Here is a 22272-nt window from a genome sequence, read left to right on the forward strand (position 1 = left end):
GTTCAAAGATTGAAAACATTATTCAAAACCATTTTTAGTAAATATTTAGACTCAATACGTAGCACAACTTCATATAAATAGCGCAGATAAATAAAGCATAACCATTCTATTTTCAGGAGGTTTTATGATTTTAATAAATGACTTTAATTTAACCCAACCGCAAAAAGTCATGGTGTTAGACCATATACTGGATGACACAACGCTGTTAAGAGAAATACTCGCCTTGTGTAAGACTGCAGACCCAGAGCTCATCGTGGCGGAAAGCAAAGAGGCTGATTTAGTTCTACGCTTATTACCTGAAATACATGATTATTGTGGTGCCATTGCCTTAAAACAGCCGCTATGTAATGACATCGACTTTGATTTACTTAGTGTTCATTATGTAACACACAGCCAAGCAGAACGAAGTACGATCCAAATTCAGTTAGCAAAAAATCATCCTGACTATACAAAGCTTGATGGCATATTTTATATGTTGGATGAACATGAAAATTTTGATCAAGCTGTAGAATTGCTGAAGAATAGTTACTTTTTTTATGCCGATGTCGACAATTTAGATTAAAAATAAACAATACAAAACTTTGATTTAGCGTAAATCTGTCGTGATTAATTTTACAGTTATAATTTTAGCCATAAAAAAAAGCACCCTAAGGTGCTTTTTTAAGATTCTTAACTTATGGCTTAACCACTACCATAATTTGAATCGCTTCTGGTGTAACCGCTAGACCATCAAGCAGTGTTAAACCTTCTTTTTGCAGTTTTTGTAAACGTGCAATTTCGTCTTCACGAATACTTGGGTTGAACTGCTTCAAATAAGTTAAACGGTCAATTTCATATTGCCATTTGCTACCGTAGATTTCTTTGGCTTGTTGTTTAAAGCCCGGTAATGCACCACGAGCAATTTCAAGCGCTTGCGTATAACGCTGTTCAATGACATCACGACGCGCCTTAACCACTTGGCGGCAACTGTTGCCATCAAGATGATGTAAATAAGGACGTAAAATTTCAGGTGCAATTTTTTGCGATAAATCCTGACCTTTTTCGCTCAGTAATACACGAACCAACTGTTGTGGCAAACTTGACGGCAAATTCAATGCTTTCGGTGCAACCACATCGACTTTAAACCACACTTCCATTAACACAGAACCTTGCGGTAAAGCGGCCGATTTCAATACAGCAACGTTAGTACTACCAAAGCCTTGCGTATTAATCATTTCCATCACACTTTCAGTGAATGGATGCTCAAGTGTTAAATATTGAGCATCTTCACGGATCTGTGCTTGGTCACGATAGAACGTCGCCGTCATACCTTCTTCGTCCAAAGTCAGACCTTGAACTTGCATTTGATCCGTTGGCTTGATGATCACGGTACCATTACTTTGCTCATCAAAATCAATGTTTGTAGACGCCATAAAGCGCTTCATGAACATTGGTAACGTAGTATTGTCGTCGTAGTCTTCAAGTGCAGTCACAATTTCTTGTGCCACGATTGGACGGCAAGAGTTGTACTCAAGTAAACGGTCACGACCTTCTTGAAGTTCAGCTTCAAGCGCTTCACGTTGCACACTTACGGCTTCGAGCAGATCTTCAAACTCTTGGCCTTTATCTGCCAACAAACAATCTTTCAGATTGACGATAAAGTTTTCTTGTAAGGTTTGCGCAGTCGGCGAGATATTACAGAAAATATTTAATGCTTCGTTATACCAACGGAACATACGCTCTTGAGCAGTACCAACCAGATAAGGCACATGAATTTGAATACGATTTTCTTGACCAATACGGTCTAAACGACCAATACGTTGTTCAAGTACATCTGGGTTTGCAGGCAAGTCAAACAAAACTAAGTCCGATGCAAACTGGAAGTTACGACCTTCAGAACCAATTTCTGAACATAGTAAAATTTGCGCACCGTATGACTCTTCAGCAAAATAAGCTGCTGCTTGGTCACGCTCTAATAAGCTCATGCCTTCATGGAACATCGCTGTACGAATACCCGCATGCAAACGAAGTACATTTTCTAAAGACTCAACCACTGGACCACTACGTGCAATCAATAACACTTTTTTGTGTTTCAGGTCTGTACGCAGACGTTCCATCAACCACATCACACGTGGGTCTGTTTCCATCCACGAGCCATCAAGCTGCGCTTCTTCAGGCCACATTTGTTCACGTAGCTTGCCATCTTTAGACCAGTTTTCTGGTGCAGGTAATGGCGCAGGCTGACAGTCACGCCCCGGGAAGCCTTGAATCGCTTCACGAGTATTACGGAATAAAATACGACCAGTACCATGACGGTCTAATAATTCGTGAATGGCACGGAAGCGTTGTTCTGGCTCGTCAGTAATTCGATGACCTAATAGACTTTCAATCGCTGCCAAATGCCCTTCTTCGAGTGGTAGATCAGACATGAGTACTTCAGCAATTTTAGCTGTTTGGTGATACTGCTCTTCTTCATCCAAGAAACGATCAAGCGAACTAAAACGTTGTGGATCGAGCAGACGCAAACGTGCAAAGTGACTTTCCACACCTAATTGTTCAGGCGTTGCGGTTAATAACAAGACACCCGGCGTTTTTTCAGCAAGTTCTTCAACAAGGTCATAACGGTCATTGCCGCCTTCTTCTTCTGACCACATTAAATGATGGGCTTCATCGACTACAAGCAAATCAAAACCAGCTTCAAGCGCTTGTTCACGCAAGTCATCATGGTCGATCATCAAATCGACACTGGCAATGATGCATTGTTCTGTTAAGAATGGGTTGAGATCTGGATCGTGTTCTTTAATCGATGCTGTACGTGTTAGATCAAATAATGAGAACTCAAGATTGAAACGACGACGCATTTCAATCATCCATTGATATTGCAATGAATCAGGTACTAAGACCAAGATACGTTCTGAACGACCCGTTTTGAGTTGCTGATGAATGATCAGACCTGCTTCGATGGTTTTGCCCAAACCGACTTCGTCAGCAAGTAATACACGCGGAGCAAAACGTTTACCCACTTCATGCGCAATATACAGTTGGTGTGGAATGAGACCCACACGTGAACCTACCAAGCCACGTAGAGGGCTAGACTTCATATTGGCTTGAAGAAGCAGTGCTTCGATACGCAGGTCATACCATTCTTTATAATCCACTTGGCTTGCGAGTAAACGATCTAATGGTTTTGCTAACTGAATACTTGCACCAATACGTGTTTCATTCAGTGCTTTACGCTCTTCAGTACCATCGGCAAGTTTACGTACCGCGTTATAACGAACCACGCCACCACGGTCTTCAAGCGATTCGACAATCCAAATTTGACCTTCTTGGTCTTGGACTTCGTCATTTACATTGAAAACAATACGAGATAAAGGTGCATTGTGACGGGCATAGACACGAGTTTCATCACTTTTCGGGAATAAAATGCTGACCGATCGCTCATCAACATCAATAAGAACACCTAAACCCAGTTCCGTTTCTGTATCTGATAACCAACGTTGACCAATAGCAAACTGCTGCAATTTTTCCACCTTTTTCTCAAGTTCGGTCTGAAAATATTATGCTCAAACTGTGAATGTTATTTGAGCAAAAATCTAGACCATAAAGCAATATATTTTGACATAAAGCCCACTAAATAGTGAGCAGAATTCTTAGGGATTTAAATGATTTTCCTAAAATGGTACAGGACAGTGAAATTCCACTGTTTGCTCTGTTTCAGGATGGTTAAAACTCAAACGCTCAGCATGTAAACATAAGCGCGGCATCAGCTGTTGTTGTTCAAGTGTTGCATATAAAGTATCACCTACAATAGGATGACCTAAATATTGCATATGAACACGAAGCTGATGTGATCGACCGGTAATAGGAGTTAACACTACACGTGTTACGGCTTGACCCTGAATCTCAAAATGTTCAGTGGCTTTCCAATGCGTAAGTGCAGGCTTATTATGTGCAGGATCGGCAATATGCAGTGGCGGATGTACTGGGTCATACACGACGGGTACATCAACAGTACCTTCACCTTCGAGCGTACCCGCAACCAATGCCTGATATGTTTTTGAAGTTTGACGTTCTTGGAACTGGCGTGAAATTCGATTTTGCCCTTGACGGGTTAATGCAAAAACCAAAATACCTGAGGTATCACGATCCAAACGATGGATGAGCAAAGTATTCGGCTCAATTTGTAATAATCGATTGATAACACAGTCTTGTAAATCTACTGTTTTTCCCGGAACTGTGAGTAAACCTGCTGGTTTATGGATCACCATAAAGTCAGTGTCACGATGTATCAGGTGTTCGGTTAGAAAATTACTCAAAGTTCAATCCAGTTCTGATCTCGAAAAACAAGGCGGCAATAATAAAAAGCTTAGCCAACAATTACAATGCACAAAGGCATATTTCCCGACGTATTTTCCGATTTAGAACAAAAATAATTCCAATTGGCTTTGTTTAGTCTGTACTGAGCAATTTTTCTAGCAATGCTTCTAGACTTGCATCATCTAAAAAGTCTTCATAACGGATGTTTGCACCATTGGCACGCCACAACCCAATTAAGCTGACCATGGCAACGGAATCGAGTCCATAACTACGTAAATCGATTAAGGGATCTATTTCCAATGCATCCATATCTAGCTGCTCTGCAATAGCCAATAAAATACCTTTGGTTGACAAAACGAATTCCGTTGGTGCTGACAGATTCCAAAGCCGCATCAAATTATAACTACTCATATGATGAATACCTTCACCTGACAAGGAGTCCACCCACTGAATATGCTGTTCCTGATTACTCAGCACAATTGCGTCATCAACGATGCAGATTTGCTCTGTTACGCTATATAGATGCGGCAAGATCTGTTTCAGCATAGGTGTGATTTGCCCTGCAAAGATGAGCTGCGGGTGTGTTGTTGCATATTCACCGAGCTGCTGCATGCCTTGAAGTAAATCATCACCATATAAATCGACAATAGGAATCTCTAAAGCTTTGGCTTTATTGGTCAGTTGGATCAAATTTTCCATCAACTGCGTATCTTGTATACCCTGCTGCATGCGTAAATTTTGTAAGCCAACCAGTACCAATACTGACTGTATTGATGACAGCTGCCATTTTGCTTGAGATGGTGAAATTTGGATTTTCTTGGGCATGGGATAAAGCATACAGACTCGGTACATAACTCAAGTTGGAACAATTGATATGCTAACGCAGAATCATATCTGAAAGTGACTTTCGGCTACTGATAATTTACTTTTTGGTCAACTTTAAACTTATAGATTTTTTTAATTCTATTAAGTTTATTAGATAAACCTAAGTTTTGGTTTTATTCAAATTCGGATAAAAAATAATCTTGTAAATATTCAAGTGATTTACCCTCATACAGCAAAGAAAAATCACCATAGTGCTCTTCTAAACTTGAGCTGTCATCAATAACACCTAATACATTACTAATTGAATCAATCATTACTTGTCGTAAGATTGAGAAAAAAATTCTCTTATGTTCGTCTGTTAAAGTATTAAAAAAACTTATTGCATCAATAAAATAAGGATCTTTTATTTCTGATGGCAAGGTATCTGAAAACAATCCTTTATAGATTTCAAGGTTTTCGTTGATTATTCCTATTTTGAGTAAATATACTAATTCCTTTGAGTCCATAGCTGTCCTTTTATTTTAATTTGTATAACGTCCATTCTTTTTAAAAGAACATAAAAAATTTTCAAATATCATTTTTTTATTTTACGATAATTTCTTTAATATTCTTTTCATTCACAAACAATATTCGAGATACATCAATACTCATCATTGTAAAATATATGTATAGCTGCTCCTCCCTAGTATACATCGCATTAAGAATTACATTTTTTTAATATATTTCCTAAATCTGTATATTACATAGTATATCAAACTAGAACTGATCATTATAAAACACACTGCTAGCACTCCAATAAGCCCTGATACTTCAAACGACCACATTTTCTAGACTGTTTTACTACAATATGAATGCTGACAAGAGCACGCCCCCTGTCAGCTTATCGTATTTATTTTTGTGGTTCGACGGTAGGTGCCGCCAAAGGTGGTGACATCGGATGTACCGAAGGTTCACCGCCTGCAACACGAGACAGAGGCAGCCACTGTGCGAGTATTGGATTGGTTCGATCAAATAGTGGAGTTAACTTTAATTCAGAAGGTAACAATTCACTCAAAGAGCTCATGCTTTCAAGTTTAGCCAAAGCCTTGATGCTATCTTCAGCCGCATTACCTGTATCCACTTTGGCAGCCACAGTCACAATACTGACTTGCTTTTCATCTTGATTAAACATCAGCCAAGCACTGGACAAACCTAGCGCCTGCGCTTGCTCTCGCAAAGTCGGCCAAACCTCTTTTAGCAGCTGATCTAACTGATCATGCTGTGTAGAAAACCGTTCAAAACGCACAACATGATGCGATGTTGCTAAGGATTTAAAATCATGCGCACCAGCAACACGCCAAATATATCGCTGCACATTCAAGAAAAATGGGCGGCTCCAAAACTTTACATTCGGCTCAAACTCCAATTCTTCGCTGGTGAAACGCTCATAATCTTTTACATTTTCCCAAGTATCAAATAAGTAGCGTCCACCAGTCCAAAGCGCACCACTAAAACGGTCAAAACCAAGTGGCATATATTTGTGGCGCATGCCCGGACGCACATCCATGCTGCGACGTTCAATTTCCTGCATATTCACTAAATCATGCATCTTGATTTCACTTGCAACCGGGAAGTCTGAAGTAAACGCTGCTTCTGCCTGAATCGGGCCTGTTTCGTAGTTGAGAATCGCCATGTGTATCTCCTATATTCGTTGTGGAGTTGTATAAATAATTGCTCTCAGCCAGTGCTGAATCAGCTGTTAAACCCACTTTATCGAAAATAAATTCTTGAAAAAGATCTTCAAATTTAATTTACTTATTACATCATGTAATTAATAAGCAGAAATATTATGTTGCGTCACTATGATGATCTGCAAATCGGCAGTCTTGAATTATTCTGTTTAACCGTGGAAAAGAAAAGTTTCTCTGCTGCAGCAATTGCAGCAGGCATTTCTCCTGCCGCAGTCAGTAGAGCGATATCACGCATAGAAGCAAAATTTGGGGTAAAGCTATTTGTCCGCACTACACGCCAACTTAAAATTACCGATGCTGGGCAGCATTATTATTATTTTTGCAAACAAGCCCTGAATAGCCTACTCGAAGGTGAAATGCAAATCAGCGGTGAACAGGAACACCCCATCGGCTTACTGAAAATTAGCGTACCTACAGCTTATGCACATTATCGACTGCTGCCTAAAATGGCTAAATTTGCCGAGCTGTTTCCACACATCAAGCTCGAGATTCATGTCAGCAACCATAATGTAAATTTAGTAACTGATGATTATGATATTGCGATTCGCGGTAATGAGTTAACCGACTCTGGCTTAATTGCACGAAAACTTGAAGATGCTGCATTATGCATTGTTGCTACACCTGAATATTTGAAAAGGCACCCTGCACCTATAAACATCGAAGACTTACAGCATCACGAATGTATTTTGTTTGAATTGCCGAGTTCAGGTAAGTCTGGACCGTGGTCACTCATGGATGCAGGCAAAAAAATTATGGTTGATGTGCAAGGAAAAATTACCTGTAAAGATGATTATCTCTCGACCTTAATCTTAGCTAAATCAGGTGCGGGACTGATGCAGGTCTACCGCTTTTCAGTGGAGCAAGAATTACAAAGCGGCGCGTTGGTGGAAGTTCTCAAATCTTATAGCCAAACAACTCGGCCTTTTTATTTACTCTATCCAAAGTCTAACTATCAGTCTTCTAAACTCAAAGCATTTATCAATTTCATGCTGAATGCTTCGGCTCAATCTTAGAAAATTTCGATTTAATGCTATGGGCGAAGTTACTAGACATTTAAATCAAAATAAAAAAAAGCCCAACATATCGATTGGGCTGAATTATCTATTTCACTCAAGATCATGCTTAGTTTTGCTGCGCGAAAAACTTCTCAATCGCCACTTGTGCAATTTCTGCATCTTGAAATGACTTTACCCCAGACACGCCCATTGCACCCACCAATTGCCCTTCATACAAAATCGGCTCACCACCTTCCAGCATGCCATTAAACGTCTGCATGGTTAAGAAACCCATCTGCCCACCTTTTATCAAATCTTCAAACAATTTAGATGGGCGCTTACTGATGGCTGAACATTTGGCTTTTTCTAAGCATAGATTTGCTGTCATTGGCGCTGCACCATCCATTCGTTTCATCGCCAATAAATTGCCTGTATCATCCATTACCGCAATGCTGACATTAAAACCTTGTTCAACTGCATAAGCATGTGCTGTGTTTAGTAAAAATTCTGCATCTGCCAAAGTTAAATAATGCTTGGTTTTCATTTAAAAATCCTTTTCTTAAAAAGCCGAATTTAAAACAACAATAAAGCCCACAGCAGGCTGCGGGCTTTATTCTAAAGCAGAATTTACCGATTTAAATGAAAATTACTTCATTTCGGCAAAAACTTCTTTCGCCATTTCAATGGTAAATGCAATATCTTCATCGCTATGCGCGCTTGAGAAGAAACCGGCTTCAAATGCTGAAGGCGCTAAGTTTACACCGCGCTGTAACATGCCGTGGAAGAAGGTACGGAAAGCATCTACATCACATTTCAAAATTGAATCAAAACCAGTAATTTCAGTTTGATCTGTAAAGTAAATACCAAACATACCGCCCACTTGCTGGGTAAAGAACGGGATGCCTGCTTCATCTGCAGCAGCCTGTAAGCCTGCAAGTAAACCTGATAATTTTTCAGTCAAAGTTTCATAGAAGCCCGGCTGACGCAAATGTTTAAACATCTCAATACCGGCACGCATAGCCAATGGGTTACCAGACAATGTACCCGCTTGATACACCTTACCCAGTGGCGCGATACATTCCATCACTTCGCGTTTACCGCCAAATGCACCAACTGGCAGGCCTGCACCAATGATCTTGCCTAAAGTAGTCAAGTCAGGCTTTACGCCATAATGCGCTTGCGCACCGCCAAGACCGACACGGAAACCTGTCATCACTTCATCAATGATGAAAACAGAACCATGCTCGTCACAGACATCACGAATTGCTTGCAAGAAACCCTCAATAGGTTTCACCAAGTTCATGTTGCCTGCAACTGGCTCGACAATTACACCTGCAATTTCTGAACCGAATTTTGCAAAGCATTCTTTAAGCATCGCAATATCGTTATACGGCAGTGTTAAAGTGTGTTTGGCGAAATCAGCTGGAACACCTGCAGAAGTCGCTTCACCCTCACCTTTAGTAAGTAGGCCAGAACCCGCTTTCACTAAAAGCGAATCTGAATGGCCATGGTAGCAGCCTTCGAATTTTACAATCTTGTCACGGCCGGTGTAGCCACGAGCAAGACGGATGGCGGTCATCGTTGCTTCAGTCCCTGAGTTGGTCATACGAACCAATTCAATAGACGGCATAATTTCGCAAATAATATCCGCCAAAGTTGTTTCATGAACGGTTGGCGCACCAAAACTCAAACCATCAACAGCCGCGTCTTGAACTGCTTTGATAATGTCGGGCTGCGCATGACCTAAAATCATTGGGCCCCAAGAGCCGACATAGTCGACATAGCGTTTTCCGTCTACGTCATAGAGATATGCACCTTGCGCTTTTTCGATAAATACCGGTGTACCGCCTACACCATTAAATGCGCGTACAGGAGAGTTTACACCGCCAGGAATATGCTTGCTGGCTTGTTTAAATAATTGTTCTTGCTTAGCAGATAAGCTCATAAAAATTCTCTACTTATTCAATCTAAAAAATAAAATTAAGCTTGTTCAGCAAAAAGCTCAGACCATTCATAAACACGACTGCTAACAGCAGACATTGAACGACCTAATACATCACTAATCACAGCACAAAGATCAGCACCTGCTTCAATGACTTCTGCTGAATTTTCTACAGTTAAACCACCAATTGCACAAATAGGTACATTTAGTTTCGCTTTGGCTTGTTTTAGCGTTTCTAAGCCAATATTGCCTGCTTCAGGCTTAGTTTCAGTTGCAAAAATGGCACCAAAAGCCACATAGTTTGCACCGTCTGCAATTGCCTGCTCAGCCAGTTCTAAAGAGTTATTGCAGCTTCGACCGATCAAAACATTTTTAGGTAAGCGTGCTACAGCTTCAGCAATTGAACCGTCATCTTGCCCTAAATGGACACCCACACCATATTGAACTGCAGTTTCGAGATCATCATTAATGACAAAAGGCACTTTGTACTGATTACACATATTTTTCATGTATTCAATTTCATAAGCCTGATCTTCCTTTGCCACTTTTTTACGACGATATTGCAAAACAGCAACTTCATAAGTTGCCATCGCGCCTTCAAGCTTGGCTAAAAGCAATTCGATAGGATCATCATTGGTAATGAGGTATAAACCACGCATAGTTCAATCACAACTTAAAACTTTTGAATATTATAACGATTAGGTCTGTGAAATGTTGCTTGGGATATAAAATTTTAATGCTTTGCTGCTGAGAAAGTTATATTCCTTTTCACAGGACTACTTATATAAATGTTTAATTAAATTTTCTGTAGAAAATGGCAAAAAATACCTATTTTCAGGTATAGAACAAAACTGATACAAATTATTTAATAGTGCACCAGAAGAACTCAAAACGCAGCGCATAAAAACACAACACTTTTATAAAAATAAAAATGTGTAACCTATTAGACTTTTTGGTGCTTGGTAAGAAGCGTTTTGGGGAGCGTTCAGAGCATCAAAAAGTCTAGCCTATTTTATGAAAATTTTTATTGTTATATCTTTCAAACAATAGACTTTTCTAAGGCCATAAAAAAAGCCTAGAGAAGGTCACTCTAGGCTCGGAAAACTGGGGTTTATCGACTATTCATGTTTTAGATAAGAATTAAATAAACAATATGAACATTATTAGACTAATCACTCTAATTTTGCAAGTCATTTACTCAAAAAAATCACACCCATATCCATAAAAATTAAGCGTTTGATTAATAAACAATTAACTATCAATCTTATCTAAATTACGGTGTTTTAAGCTTAAGTTCCCCTTCACAATATCAGACAGCATGCGCCAATCGGAAATAAAGCTGTACAAAGGTTGCTTGAAACTAGCTGGCTTATTTTTTTCAAAGAAAAAATGTCCGACCCATGCACAGGCATAGCCTGAAACCAGGCCATAAGCAAAATACTTCGGTTGTCTTTTTAAAATTGCTTTTGCAAAGAAATAGAGTCCTATACTGCTGCCTGTGGCATGTAAACGTCGGCTCATGATATTTCGATGTTCAGTCAAATAAAATCGATAAAATTGCGAGTAGTCACGAATAGGCAACTGAAATTCGGGCTTTAAATCTCGATTAAACTCGGGTTGTACTTGTGAATTCATTTTGTGCTCATCCTGAACTTATTTTAATCAACATAGCTCAAAACTCGCCCACTTTAAAGGCGTAAAATTTTATTTTGTTCCAATGAAAATTGAACTATTGTGAATTATACAATTGATGGAATATCCATTTTTAAAACTTTTCTTTGGCCAAAATCAGCGCTTTCAAATCAGTCAAGTCTTACTTCTCAACTGTTTTTCGCTACAATCGAAACGCGTTTAGCTCATAGAAAATTTACGTACGATTTAGTTTTTCATTTTTATAAAAATTTAGAGATCGCTTCATGCCAGATTATGAAGTTGTAACATCAGGACAGAAAACCATGGTTGAAGTTGAATTAAAGTTCCAGATTCCAGAAGCACGTCGAACTGCATTATTAAAAGCACTCGATCCAAAAAAATCGGAACAAATTCAACTTAAAGCTAAATATTTTGATACCCCAGATCGAAAAATGGCACAGCAGCATGCAGCTTTGCGTCAACGTTTAGAAGGAACGCGCTGGATTCAAACCCTGAAAGCTGCAGGTAAAAGTCACATTGAACGGTTTGAACATAACTTAGATTTGGGCGAGCATGAACAAGCCCCTGCCCTAGATTTATCGGTCTATGCCAATGAAGCTGAAGTTCAATCGGTTTTAAAAACCACTTTAGGTGATCAGCAAGATTCTCTACAACTTCAGTTTGAAACAGATATTCTGAGAACTTATCGCGTCATAGAGTTTGAAGACGCCAAGATCGAAGTTAGCTTAGATGTCGGCTGTATCCGTAGCAACAGCACAGAAACAGAGGTTCACGAAGTTGAATTTGAACTTAAAAGTGGCTCTATTCAATCGCTTCTAGCCTTTAGTTTTGAATGGGTTAAAAAGTACCATTTGTGGTTAGACGTTCGCAGTAAAGCGGAAATTGGTAACTTGCTGGCATTGAATCAAACTGTGAGTCCAGCAGTTGAGGCTAAAGAATTTCAACTCAGTAAAAAAGACACTGCCGCAAAAAACTTACGACTTTTAATTGCACAGGAAATGCAGCACCTTCTGCCTAATATTGCCGCAATTTCTGCAGGTGTGGCTCAGGCTGAGCACATTACACAAGCTCAGAAAGCACTCCATCATCTACAATTAACCATTTCGCTGTTTAAAGATTGGAACAGTGATATCGTTGAAAAATGGGCTTTGCAATTGGGTGCATTTAAGCAACAGTTTGAACAATTACATCATTTTGAGCACATGCAAAATACTTTGGGAGGCTTTTTACAAAACCCAACGACTTCAGAAAATTTAACCAAAGATATTTTGTATGCCAAAGAGAAGTTAGGCAATTTGGTTAAATCGACTCAAAATGTACATCATTATCTTGAGCTTTTAATGTTTAGTTTGAAATTCGATGATGCGCCGCAGCAACATGATTTTAAATGGTATGCTCAAACAACCCTGCAAAACCAATATAAAGCCCTCCAAGAGGCTTTAAATGATGCCGACATTAACAATTTTGAAAGCTTAGACGTGCTTTCTCAACGAATACAAGAGCTTAAATTTAGCTTCCCAATTTTGACGTCGATTTACGATGTAAAAAATTTGCAGAAATACAGTAAAGCACTCAATGATGCACAAGTTGCGGCACAGGAATACCAAATCCTTTCCTCTTCTGCACAGTATATTCAGCAAACAGAGCTGGAAGCTAGCGATTGGTTTGTTCTCGGTTGGTTGACGGCAAAACTAGAGGTTTATGCTGATAAGCTATTAGAAGCGACAGAACAATTCCTTGTGAGTCGAAAACTCATTAAGTAAAATCAAAAAGGGAGATTCAATGAGTCTCCCTTTTTATTTGCATCCCACATTGTCATATAGATATTCATTTGTTGAACATTCAGATTCAAAGTCGGTTAATTTCAATTCATCATTTCTTTAGTTTGACTCAGTTACATTGAAATATTTTGAGAAGCTATTATTTTTGTTTTCTGGATAAAAACTTTTAAAATAAGCTATCTGAAAAATTAGATTCAGGGTGGTTTTATGTTGAATAGTCACATACCTGTAATTCATCCCCTATTTTCATTTTCACTTATATTTATCCTTTTCCCATTACTAAGTGCTTGTAGTGAACAACATAAGCCTGTGCAAAGCACCGAATTAAGGCGCACTGCATCCTTACAAGTAGAAAAGCCGCTTTCTCCAACTCAAAACTTTGATCAGACACGACGAACCTTTAAAGTCCTGCGCAATAATAATGAGGACTATGGTGATGAGTCTTACCAAATCAAAACCGATGCTGGCACACTGAGTATTTACAGTATGAACTTGAATCCGCAGCAAGGTCAGCTACTATCCAGCGTCAAGTCTGGAGAATGTCTAACTCTATCGAGTCAAAGTGACAATTTAATTGCGGTTGATGGTTATATCAGTGTGATGGAATTGGGCGACATTAAAATTCATCCCTGCAAATAAGCGTCAAAAAATTGTTTTTGTATAACAGTCATTCAAAAAACTAAGAAAATTGCCTTAAGGCTACGCTGCTATTGGGGGTTTAATTCATAATCCATACTGATTTGACCTTGTGCTAATAACTCCCATGATCTCATTGCATTACTCACCATGCGCTGTAATTGTATCAAGCCCATGCCATCACGCGCTTGTATGGTCATTCCTTGTAATAAGGTCATATAAAAATCAGTCAATTGCTCTGCATGAGCCAAACTTTCAATTTCCGCATTGTGCACACCTATAGCGAGCCGATCCATAATTTTTGTTTTGGTATAGGCACGTCGTTGTTTGAGCTGTTCTTGTATGGTTTGATTTTGCTGTGAACAATTCATCGTGGCCACTACCACCATACAACCTTTAGGTTTATTAGTTTGCACCAAATGCTGAATACTGTCGTACAGGTAGAGCTCCATCGCAATTTTAGCCGTTTGACCTGCTTGTAGAATTTTTTCTGCAGGCTGAACTTCGTGTTCACTATAGTATTCAATACATTTTTCAAAAAGCGCCGTTTTGTCGCCAAATGTGCCATATAGACTAGGTGCGGTGATATTCAAAGCTTGAGTTAAATCACTGATGGACGTTCCTTCATAGCCAAATTGCCAAAACAACATCATCGCCTTTTCCAAGGCTTGCTGTTCATTAAAACATTTAGGTCGTCCACGCTTCTTGACCGAATCGGCTGGATTAGCGTGCTGATTTTCTTGCTTTGAATCATTCATCATAAGCTAACATTTATATTTTATAACGTTCACTAATAAAATAATTGGCGCTCACAATTTAATCAAATAATTTATTTTTATAACAGTCACTATTAAATTAAATAATTAAGGTGTAACGCTATGAATCCGCATGCTACAGCTTTAAAACCAGATAAACAGTTGACGCAGCAGCCTGATGAATCTTCTCCCAATCAAGGGAATTGGTTTGCAATCCTCACGGTTGCCATTACAGCTTTCGCCCTTGTCACCAGTGAGTTTTTACCCATTGGCGTGTTAAATGCCATTGCTCAAGATTTAAATATTAGTGTAGGTACCGCAGGTTGGGTGATTAGCCTCCCTGGCATTATGGGTGCGATCGCAGCGCCCCTGCTTTCTGTTGCTGTGAAGCAACTTGACCGTCGTATCTTACTGATTGCCTTAACCGTGATTATGGTCATTTCTAATTTTATAACTGGCTTCGCAGAAAGCTTTGCGCTGTTGTTGTTTAGCCGTTTTCTATTGGGTATTGCTATCGGTGGATTTTGGGCAACAGCCATAGCCTTGAGTGGACGTGTCGCACCCAGTCATCTCGCCATTGCCAAAGCCACTGCGATCGTCATGGCAGGAGTTACCTTAGCGACGGTTTTAGGTGTTCCATTAGGTACATGGCTGAGTGACTGGTTAGGTTGGCGTAGTGCGTTTCAAATCATTGCAGCGATTGGCATCATCATTTTAGTTTTAGAAATCAAATTTCTCCCAAAACTTCCACCGACATCGGCTATTCGATTTAGTGATTTACCTGCACTGATTCAACATGATAAAGCACGTAAAGGCCTGATTATTATTTTATTAATTGGTTTTGCTAATTTTTCTTCTTATAGCTATCTCGCCCCATTTTTTAAGAATCATGCAGGCTTTGATGCGACCACCATCAGTTCATTATTATTGATCTACGGTATAGCCGGTTTCTTTGGTAATTTATTTGCGGGTTATAGCAGTAACATCAATGTCCGCTATACCCTTGCTTTTGTTGCCTTCAGTTTTATCGTAGTATTTTTTAGCTTTCCACACTTTGCAGTTCATTTATTCGGTGCATATCTTTTAACGGCATTATGGGGATTCGCTTTTGGGGCATTTCCTACAACGGCCAATATCTGGATGTTTGTACATGCCCCTGAAGCTGTTGAAAAAGGCATGCCACTGTTTATTGGTATTTTCCAACTCATGATTGCGTGTGGCTCACTGTTTGGCGGCTATATTGTCGATCATTTTAATGCCAATACCTTATTGTATTCGGTGATGATCTTTGTCGCATTTGCCATAGTGGCTATATTCACTTTAGGGCGTGGATTAAATTACCCGAAGCTTCCTTGTACAGCGAACTAAGTCCACGCTCTAAGTGATATCGTCAATACATTTGATTAACGATATTTCCCAAAGATTTTCCACGTATTGTTATCGGCTAAAGGGTCGCTATAGCTATCACTACGGGCTTTACGTGGTTTATCACGGGCATCCACCAATTTAAAGTCGTTTTCGACACTGAGAACAATGCCATTCACATAAAAACGGGTACGGGTGTATTCACTTTGTCCATGTTGAAATACATAGGTTCTGAGGTCAATAAATTCACGGTGTGCGACCAAAGCTGCCGTATCATCGCTGTCTAGCCATAGTCGCATCGCTTGAATTTGATCTGCTTCAAATTGCCCACATTTTTCAACTAAGCTGGCAATACCCCGAAAGGTTTTAGATTCTTTCGCACGTGTTTTGTTGATTCGAATACGATCCACGTGAAAATAAAAAAGCGGCAGATTCAAATGACTCGGCAAATGGACTGCATCGAGGACTTCATCTTCCATAAAGGGCTGAAATAAGTCCTGAGCACGTTCAATTAAGCCAGTCCACTGTGCATAATATTCGGCTACTTCAGATTGTGTACCATAATAAATGGGCAGCCCTTCTACATTGGCTAAGGTTGAGGGCGGCCAAATATTTTGTCGAAGTAATGCAATATCACTTTTCAGACTTTGCACTGCGATTGCATCTTGCATGGAGCATTCCATTCTACTTAGGCTATTTTTAGATTAAGTCAAAGGTTTAGTTTCTGCAAGGCTTTGCCTATAATACTGCATTAGATTTTTATGCTAGGACACATTCATGGTTCAAAAGATTGAAGCTACTGATGTAACCGAAGAAGAAGCGTTGAATGCAGCTTTCTTTGAACGTGCGGATGAATTTATTAAACAAGCCAATGAATTTTGTCGCGTTGAAAAAGGTTCTCAAGTCAAACCTGCAGAAATGCGCGGTCAAGTGAGTGCTGCCATGTTATTTGGTACTGCTCGCTTTAATACTTGGGTTGCTGCAAATGGCTTCAAAGATGGCAAAGAAATGCGTGATGCCAAAGATCAAGTGATGTCTTATATTCTTCAACAATTTCAAATGATGCTTGAAGATAATTATGATGAATATTGCGAACAGTTTGAAAACTATCTTCGCTTCCGTCATAACGAAGAATTCCATGCAAATAAGCATGATCACGACCACGATTATCAGCATTAATCAAAAGCCCTTCGGGGCTTTTTTTATACAACTTCTCTTTCACAAAGCTTTGATTTAATATTTAGTCATAACGTTGTATTTTCATCATTCATGCTATTTTCAGTGCCTCGCGTATTCGAAAATACAATGAAATACGCAAGAAATGGACATGGTTTTAAGGACAAGGATAGCAATGCAGACGCTCGATTTTGCCATCGTGGATTCACATATACATCAATGGGATCCATACAATACCCCACATGCCGCTTCACTTGCCGTGAAATTATTGGGTAAACATCCCTACTTGCTCGACAAAATGATGCGCTTAGTTAAGCCGCAAGAGTTAATTGACACTGTTGGATTGACCAAACATGTGACGACACCGTATTTGCCTGAAAATTATAAGCAAGATGCAGGACATTATCAGGTCGATCAAATCGTACATGTAGAAGCGAGCTGGCATGACCATAAAGGTAAAGGGGTAGTTGGTGAAACCAAGTTCATTGAATCCTTAGACTTTAACGCTCAAAAAATTAAACTTGGCGCCATAGTCGGCACTGCAGACCCATGTGACAGTAGTTTTAAGAAAATTCTTAAAATGCATAAACAAGCCTCCCCACATTTTCGTGGCATACGAAAAATGGCAGCTGTACATGAAGACCCAAAAGTTCATGCATGGACCAATGAGCCCCATCTCTATACCAATAAAAAATTTATGAAAGGTTTTGAAGCTCTTGCTCAAATGAATTTAAGTTTTGATGCATGGGTTTATTCAGACCAAATTCGTGATTTAACCGCTTTAGCACGTGCTTTCCCTGAAACATCTATCGTGCTGGACCATTTTGGGACACCTGTCGGTGCCTTTGGACCTGTCGGCTCACATACAGGCTTAACCCAAACTTCACGTGACAATATCTTGTTTCGTTGGAAAGATGATTTAGCTGAACTGGCAAGTTGCCCAAATGTTTATACCAAAATGTCTGGATTATTCATGCCGGTGCTGGGTCATCAGTTTCATAAAGAACAACGCCTTGCATCCAAACAAGAGATTTTCGATTGCGCCTTACCGCTTATTTCTCATGCTCTACAATGCTTTGGGAAATACCGTGTGATGTTTGGCTCTAACTTCCCGATGGATAGTGTGAGTGCATCCTTGGTGAATATTATTGACGCCTTTTCAGATGCGGTCGCGAGTTATGATCATGATGCACTGACTTTAGTCTTCCAACAAAATGCCCGTCAGTTCTACCGCCTATAAGTTCGTTAAGATAATCTTACAATCAAGTCATACAATGCAGCTCAAAAAAAATCCTCCAGATGGAGGATTTTTTTATTAAGTTTATTTTTGAGTAGATTTTACAGCTTGACCATATTGGTCAGCCATCACCTCAATCAAACGCTCAGGTTGAATATATTTTTTGATGACAGCATTAACATCCGCTTTGGTCAAACTAGCAATGCGTTGATCACGCTTTTCACGATAGTTTAAATCACGACCTTTTTCTAACTGTGGAATCAACATGCTATGAATGCGACGGTCATCTTCAAGTGCAGTTAAACGCTTTTTCAAAATACTGGCTTTGGCTGCTTCTACTTCCTGTTCCGTCACGCCATTTTTCAATAAGTCTTGCAACACTTTATGAACAGACTGAGAAACTTGTGCTGATTTACCCGCAGTGTAGTTTGCATCAATACTCAGTACACCTGAATTCACCCATTCATCAAAATTAATGTCTGCACTAAAACCATAAACCAGTGCATTCTTTTCACGTAACTCTTGAGCTAAACGTGAAGACAACTGTGAATCACCGAGTATGTGGCGTAATACTTGTAGCGCAGGAGAATCGGTATGCTCTACACCTACAGGTAGAGTCATAATGGCTTGGTAACTACCAAACTCACGCTGTTCAGACAATGCATGCACTTTCTGTGCAGGATACGCTGTAAATGTAGACTCTAAGCGTTGATATGGCTCGCTGGTTTTCCAATCTGCAAATTCTTTTTTCAGAATTTTTTCTATTTGCTTGGTATCAAAATCACCTGTTACCGCAATTTGTGCATGCTGTGTTTTAAAGAATTTTTGATGTAACTGCTGCACTTGATCACGTGTAGCTGACTCAATTTGTTTTTTCGCAAGTTCAGGTTCGAAGTGATAACGAATATCCCCCGGCTGATAGATCTCGACAATACGCGACAAAGTCATTGCTGCAACGGTATCTGGCTCTGTATAAGGTCGATCCAAGCTCGATAAACTTTGCGCTTTGATTAAATCAAATTGTGACTGCTCAAAGGCCGGAGCTTTAATAACATCAATAACATATTGCAAAAAATCAGCAAATTTTTCTTTACGAGCAACCACCTGAATCATGAGACCATTATCATTTGCACTGACCGTTGCACCGCCACCAACATCAATAATTTTATCGGCAATTTGCTGCAAACTTTGATCTTTAGATGCACGGAACATGAGGTAAGCTGTCAAATCTAGCAACTCACCTTTATTCATTAAACTTTGTGCTGTACCAAAATCCAATGCAATCGTGGCATAGGTCTTGTCGTCACGTGTTTTAGTTGGAAACAACGCATACTGAATGCCGTTTTTAAATTTAGCGCGCTGAATCTGCTTTTCTTTCTGATTTAAATATTGCTTAGACTCTGCAACATATTGCTTCACTTCAGCACGATAAACACTCGCATCTTTCAACGGCTCTTCTGCAGGCGCTTGCTGATCTAAAGTTTCAGCAGGTTTCGACGCAGCCTGTTGCTGTGCTTTCTTCTGGTCTTCAGGTGTTGGTAGAATATTTCCTGTGACACGGTATTCAGGCTTTAGAAAATCCTTATACACTTGATTCACGTCGCTTACACTCAGCTTTTGTACTTTATCTAAGTCTCTGAAATATTGAGACCAGTCCCCGTTATAAGCCACAGTATAAGAACTAAGACGCTCGCCAAGTGCTGTTGCGCTATTTTTGACATTGTCAGCCATATTTCGAGTCAAGCTTTTAACACGGTTCAGCTCAACATCGTTAAAGGCTTTGTTCTGCTCCACACCTTGTGCAAGACTGGTTGCCACTTTGTTTGCATCATGACTTGGGCCATATATCGCCCCCATAAACACCAAATTAAAATCTTTATCTAACCATGTGGTGGATTGAACTGCGGTTGCTGTCCCTGTTTCCACCATGCTTTGATACAAATGCCCACTTGGCTGTAAGGTATACAAGGTTGGAGATACCGCCAAAGCAGTTTTAATCGGCTCGATTGCACCATTTAAATAAATATTAAATTTGCCAAAGTCACTACCCTTATGAACAGTAAATTCGCGTTGCTTTAATTTCGTTCCATCTAATTTAGGGACTTTGGCCTGTTCAGGAATTTGACGTGCGGCAATTGGGCTAAATTGTTGATCAATTTGTTTTAATACAGCCGCTTTATCAAACTTACCAGAAATCACCATCACTGCATTATTTGGCGCATACCAACGGCGATAGAACTGGTTTAATTCGTTCATATTGATCGATTGAAGTTCTTTCAAATCACCTATCGGTAAGCGGCCTAAAGATTGATTGCCATAGGCTTCTTTTAAAACTTGGTCGATTAACACTGAAAATGGCTGATCTAAACGAATTTCACGTTCACGCTTAACGATATCAATTTCTGTTGGTACAAATTTTTCCTGAAGTACCAATTTGTCCATCCGTTCTGCTTCTAAATGCAAAACTTGATCGATTGAACTTTGTTCAGGACGAACCACATTGGTGTATTTCGTTGAATAATAATCCGTACTGGCATTGGTCATCAGCGTGAATTGGTCTAAGCGACGCTGAAATTCATCACCTTTGACATTTTCAGTGCCTTTAAAGGCCAAATGTTCGAGCAAATGTGCCAAACCACCTTTGCCCGCAGGGTCATTTAAAGAACCCGTTAAATACACCGTATTCATAAACACTTTGCTTTCTTTATCGTTTTGCGCCAAAACCACACGAAAACCATTATCTAATTTATATTCTTCAATGGTTTGTTCAGTTTTAACCAATACAGGTTGAGCAAATAGGCTGGTACTTAAACCTGCAAAAAAAAGTGAAAGCGTTAAATGTTTAATACGCATGTAATTCAAGTGTCCTTTATATTAAGCATCGATCAGCGCAGTGCTGTCGATCAGATTGGTTTTGATTTTATGCTGAGCTTTTCTGGATTAATAGTTACTTTTTATTAAATACATGCCGCAGATTTCGACAGCATGTATTTGATTTATGTTCAGATATAAATGTCCGACTGCATATATAAACACGCATAGCCTGAGATTTCTATACGGTCATTTTCAAGCATTTGACAGTGTAACTCACCACCACGACTCGATGCTTGATACGCCAAGATTTGACGTTTTTCTAGACGTTCTGCCCAAATAGGCACGATTCCAGTATGAATAGAACCCGTAACAGGATCTTCATTGATGCCATTGCCCGGTGCAAAATAGCGTGAAATGCAGTCATATTGCTGGGCTGCCGCAGTGATTGCAACATCAGTAATCGTACCCGGCGCTGTGATGGCGGTGCGGATTTTGCCAAGACGTTTTAAAATTTCAAAATTCGGTTGTTCATCCAAGACTTGTTGAGCCGTTTCATATTCCACGATATACGCCTGCGCATTTTGATAAACCTGCTTAAAAGGTTGACTCAACCCTAGACGTAGCTCTTCAGGATAATCGCTCACGACCTGTGCCCGACGCACAGGGAAATTCATCAGAATTTTTCCATCTTCAGCTTTATTTACGCTAAAAATACCGAGATTTTTGACATGAAATTGGATGTTTTTTTCAGCCGTATAAAACTCAAAAAGTACATAACTACTGGCCAATGTCGCATGTCCACAAAAGTCCACTTCAGTGGTCGGTGTAAACCAACGAATTTCAAAATTGCTGCTGTCAATTTTTTTCACAAATGCAGTTTCAGACAGATTATTTTCCAAAGCAATCTGTTGCATCAAGTGTTCATCTAACCATTCATCTAACACCAAAACCGCCGCTGGGTTGCCTTTAAATAACACTTGGGTAAATGCGTCAACATGATACATTTTCATTGATAGAACTCCTGATTTAGTGATTTATATTAAAGGCTTTTGAAAATATTTCAT

Annotated in this window: 20 protein-coding genes; 7 read left to right on the top strand and 13 right to left on the bottom strand. The window is 39.6% G+C overall.

The window, feature by feature from the left end; genetic code table 11:
* Nucleotides 1-124 precede the first annotated feature (124 nt).
* The gene (locus MST18_RS09270; protein ID WP_180133032.1) at nucleotides 125-562 is read left to right on the top strand and encodes a hypothetical protein; all 438 of its coding nucleotides are present in this window, start codon (nucleotides 125-127) and stop codon (nucleotides 560-562) included.
* Nucleotides 563-674: 112 nt separating this feature from the next.
* On the opposite strand, the gene rapA is transcribed toward MST18_RS09270, so the two are convergent.
* The 5 genes from rapA to MST18_RS09295 form a co-directional block, all read right to left on the bottom strand.
* Nucleotides 675-3512, bottom strand: coding sequence for an RNA polymerase-associated protein RapA (rapA, locus tag MST18_RS09275; protein WP_180023849.1), 2838 nt, complete (start codon nucleotides 3510-3512; stop codon nucleotides 675-677).
* Nucleotides 3513-3653: 141 nt separating this feature from the next.
* Nucleotides 3654-4298, bottom strand: coding sequence for an RluA family pseudouridine synthase (locus tag MST18_RS09280; protein WP_180133031.1), 645 nt, complete (start codon nucleotides 4296-4298; stop codon nucleotides 3654-3656).
* A 133-nt stretch (nucleotides 4299-4431) separates the two neighbouring features.
* Nucleotides 4432-5136, bottom strand: coding sequence for a phosphopantetheine-binding protein (locus MST18_RS09285; RefSeq protein WP_180133030.1), 705 nt, complete (start codon nucleotides 5134-5136; stop codon nucleotides 4432-4434).
* 161 nt (nucleotides 5137-5297) lie between these two features.
* The gene (locus MST18_RS09290) at nucleotides 5298-5630 is read right to left on the bottom strand and encodes a hypothetical protein (RefSeq protein ID WP_180133029.1); all 333 of its coding nucleotides are present in this window, start codon (nucleotides 5628-5630) and stop codon (nucleotides 5298-5300) included.
* Between the two features lie 383 nt (nucleotides 5631-6013).
* A complete protein-coding gene (locus MST18_RS09295; RefSeq protein ID WP_180133028.1) occupies nucleotides 6014-6796 on the bottom strand; it encodes a hypothetical protein in 783 nt (260 codons plus the stop codon).
* Between the two features lie 156 nt (nucleotides 6797-6952).
* Here MST18_RS09295 and MST18_RS09300 point away from each other — a divergent pair, with 156 nt between their 5' ends.
* Nucleotides 6953-7867 (top strand): LysR family transcriptional regulator, encoded by a 915-nt coding sequence (locus MST18_RS09300; RefSeq protein ID WP_180084262.1) that lies wholly within the window; start codon nucleotides 6953-6955, stop codon nucleotides 7865-7867.
* Between the two features lie 109 nt (nucleotides 7868-7976).
* Here the strand turns inward: MST18_RS09300 and MST18_RS09305 are convergent, their stop codons facing one another.
* The 4 genes from MST18_RS09305 to MST18_RS09320 form a co-directional block, all read right to left on the bottom strand.
* The gene (locus tag MST18_RS09305; protein ID WP_180023855.1) at nucleotides 7977-8393 is read right to left on the bottom strand and encodes a heme-binding protein; all 417 of its coding nucleotides are present in this window, start codon (nucleotides 8391-8393) and stop codon (nucleotides 7977-7979) included.
* A 102-nt stretch (nucleotides 8394-8495) separates the two neighbouring features.
* Nucleotides 8496-9794: a glutamate-1-semialdehyde 2,1-aminomutase gene (gene hemL / locus MST18_RS09310; RefSeq protein WP_180133027.1), complete on the bottom strand. Its 1299-nt coding sequence runs from the start codon at nucleotides 9792-9794 to the stop codon at nucleotides 8496-8498.
* Nucleotides 9795-9829: 35 nt separating this feature from the next.
* Nucleotides 9830-10450 (bottom strand): thiamine phosphate synthase, encoded by a 621-nt coding sequence (thiE, locus tag MST18_RS09315; protein WP_078188828.1) that lies wholly within the window; start codon nucleotides 10448-10450, stop codon nucleotides 9830-9832.
* 592 nt (nucleotides 10451-11042) lie between these two features.
* Nucleotides 11043-11426: a DUF962 domain-containing protein gene (locus MST18_RS09320; RefSeq protein ID WP_180034739.1), complete on the bottom strand. Its 384-nt coding sequence runs from the start codon at nucleotides 11424-11426 to the stop codon at nucleotides 11043-11045.
* Nucleotides 11427-11746: 320 nt separating this feature from the next.
* Here MST18_RS09320 and MST18_RS09325 point away from each other — a divergent pair, with 320 nt between their 5' ends.
* Together MST18_RS09325 and MST18_RS09330 are read left to right on the top strand one after the other, a co-directional pair.
* Nucleotides 11747-13207: an inorganic triphosphatase gene (locus tag MST18_RS09325; RefSeq protein ID WP_180133086.1), complete on the top strand. Its 1461-nt coding sequence runs from the start codon at nucleotides 11747-11749 to the stop codon at nucleotides 13205-13207.
* Between the two features lie 327 nt (nucleotides 13208-13534).
* Entirely contained in the window at nucleotides 13535-13864 is a 330-nt protein-coding gene (locus tag MST18_RS09330; RefSeq protein WP_180084258.1) for a hypothetical protein, read from the top strand.
* A 68-nt stretch (nucleotides 13865-13932) separates the two neighbouring features.
* Here MST18_RS09330 and MST18_RS09335 read toward each other — a convergent pair whose 3' ends face one another.
* The gene (locus tag MST18_RS09335; protein ID WP_257226209.1) at nucleotides 13933-14622 is read right to left on the bottom strand and encodes a TetR/AcrR family transcriptional regulator; all 690 of its coding nucleotides are present in this window, start codon (nucleotides 14620-14622) and stop codon (nucleotides 13933-13935) included.
* Nucleotides 14623-14739: 117 nt separating this feature from the next.
* Here MST18_RS09335 and MST18_RS09340 point away from each other — a divergent pair, with 117 nt between their 5' ends.
* Complete coding sequence (locus MST18_RS09340) at nucleotides 14740-15984, top strand: MFS transporter (protein ID WP_180133026.1); 1245 nt, start codon at nucleotides 14740-14742, stop codon at nucleotides 15982-15984.
* 35 nt (nucleotides 15985-16019) lie between these two features.
* On the opposite strand, the gene MST18_RS09345 is transcribed toward MST18_RS09340, so the two are convergent.
* Nucleotides 16020-16652 (bottom strand): hypothetical protein, encoded by a 633-nt coding sequence (locus MST18_RS09345; RefSeq protein ID WP_180084256.1) that lies wholly within the window; start codon nucleotides 16650-16652, stop codon nucleotides 16020-16022.
* A 106-nt stretch (nucleotides 16653-16758) separates the two neighbouring features.
* Between MST18_RS09345 and MST18_RS09350 the strand changes: the two genes are divergently transcribed.
* Together MST18_RS09350 and MST18_RS09355 are read left to right on the top strand one after the other, a co-directional pair.
* Complete coding sequence (locus MST18_RS09350) at nucleotides 16759-17160, top strand: DUF3144 domain-containing protein (protein ID WP_180133025.1); 402 nt, start codon at nucleotides 16759-16761, stop codon at nucleotides 17158-17160.
* 172 nt (nucleotides 17161-17332) lie between these two features.
* Nucleotides 17333-18397 carry an amidohydrolase gene (locus MST18_RS09355; RefSeq protein WP_180133024.1) on the top strand — a complete coding sequence of 355 codons (1065 nt, stop codon included), beginning with the start codon at nucleotides 17333-17335 and terminating at the stop codon, nucleotides 18395-18397.
* A gap of 81 nt (nucleotides 18398-18478) precedes the next feature.
* On the opposite strand, the gene MST18_RS09360 is transcribed toward MST18_RS09355, so the two are convergent.
* The gene (locus tag MST18_RS09360) at nucleotides 18479-21247 is read right to left on the bottom strand and encodes a pitrilysin family protein (protein ID WP_180133023.1); all 2769 of its coding nucleotides are present in this window, start codon (nucleotides 21245-21247) and stop codon (nucleotides 18479-18481) included.
* A 149-nt stretch (nucleotides 21248-21396) separates the two neighbouring features.
* Complete coding sequence (locus tag MST18_RS09365) at nucleotides 21397-22218, bottom strand: PhzF family phenazine biosynthesis protein (protein ID WP_180133022.1); 822 nt, start codon at nucleotides 22216-22218, stop codon at nucleotides 21397-21399.
* Nucleotides 22219-22272: the final 54 nt, after the last annotated feature.

Source organism: Acinetobacter sp. YH12068_T (assembly GCF_024606005.1).
In the GTDB taxonomy this organism is placed as follows: domain Bacteria; phylum Pseudomonadota; class Gammaproteobacteria; order Pseudomonadales; family Moraxellaceae; genus Acinetobacter; species Acinetobacter amyesii.

Excerpts from the sequence above, each read along its gene's own strand:
- MST18_RS09350 (WP_180133025.1), top strand. The coding sequence starts at position 16,759 with ATGGTTCAAAAGATTGAAGCTACTGATGTAACCGAAGAAGAAGCGTTG.
- MST18_RS09320 (WP_180034739.1), bottom strand. The coding sequence starts at position 11,426 with ATGAATTCACAAGTACAACCCGAGTTTAATCGAGATTTAAAGCCCGAA.
- MST18_RS09365 (WP_180133022.1), bottom strand. The coding sequence starts at position 22,218 with ATGAAAATGTATCATGTTGACGCATTTACCCAAGTGTTATTTAAAGGC.
- MST18_RS09355 (WP_180133024.1), top strand. The coding sequence starts at position 17,333 with ATGCAGACGCTCGATTTTGCCATCGTGGATTCACATATACATCAATGG.
- MST18_RS09295 (WP_180133028.1), bottom strand. The coding sequence starts at position 6,796 with ATGGCGATTCTCAACTACGAAACAGGCCCGATTCAGGCAGAAGCAGCG.
- MST18_RS09290 (WP_180133029.1), bottom strand. The coding sequence starts at position 5,630 with ATGGACTCAAAGGAATTAGTATATTTACTCAAAATAGGAATAATCAAC.
- MST18_RS09270 (WP_180133032.1), top strand. The coding sequence starts at position 125 with ATGATTTTAATAAATGACTTTAATTTAACCCAACCGCAAAAAGTCATG.
- MST18_RS09305 (WP_180023855.1), bottom strand. The coding sequence starts at position 8,393 with ATGAAAACCAAGCATTATTTAACTTTGGCAGATGCAGAATTTTTACTA.
- MST18_RS09300 (WP_180084262.1), top strand. The coding sequence starts at position 6,953 with ATGTTGCGTCACTATGATGATCTGCAAATCGGCAGTCTTGAATTATTC.
- thiE (WP_078188828.1), bottom strand. The coding sequence starts at position 10,450 with ATGCGTGGTTTATACCTCATTACCAATGATGATCCTATCGAATTGCTT.
- MST18_RS09285 (WP_180133030.1), bottom strand. The coding sequence starts at position 5,136 with ATGCTTTATCCCATGCCCAAGAAAATCCAAATTTCACCATCTCAAGCA.
- hemL (WP_180133027.1), bottom strand. The coding sequence starts at position 9,794 with ATGAGCTTATCTGCTAAGCAAGAACAATTATTTAAACAAGCCAGCAAG.
- MST18_RS09345 (WP_180084256.1), bottom strand. The coding sequence starts at position 16,652 with ATGCAAGATGCAATCGCAGTGCAAAGTCTGAAAAGTGATATTGCATTA.
- MST18_RS09360 (WP_180133023.1), bottom strand. The coding sequence starts at position 21,247 with ATGCGTATTAAACATTTAACGCTTTCACTTTTTTTTGCAGGTTTAAGT.
- MST18_RS09340 (WP_180133026.1), top strand. The coding sequence starts at position 14,740 with ATGAATCCGCATGCTACAGCTTTAAAACCAGATAAACAGTTGACGCAG.
- MST18_RS09325 (WP_180133086.1), top strand. The coding sequence starts at position 11,747 with ATGGTTGAAGTTGAATTAAAGTTCCAGATTCCAGAAGCACGTCGAACT.
- MST18_RS09335 (WP_257226209.1), bottom strand. The coding sequence starts at position 14,622 with ATGATGAATGATTCAAAGCAAGAAAATCAGCACGCTAATCCAGCCGAT.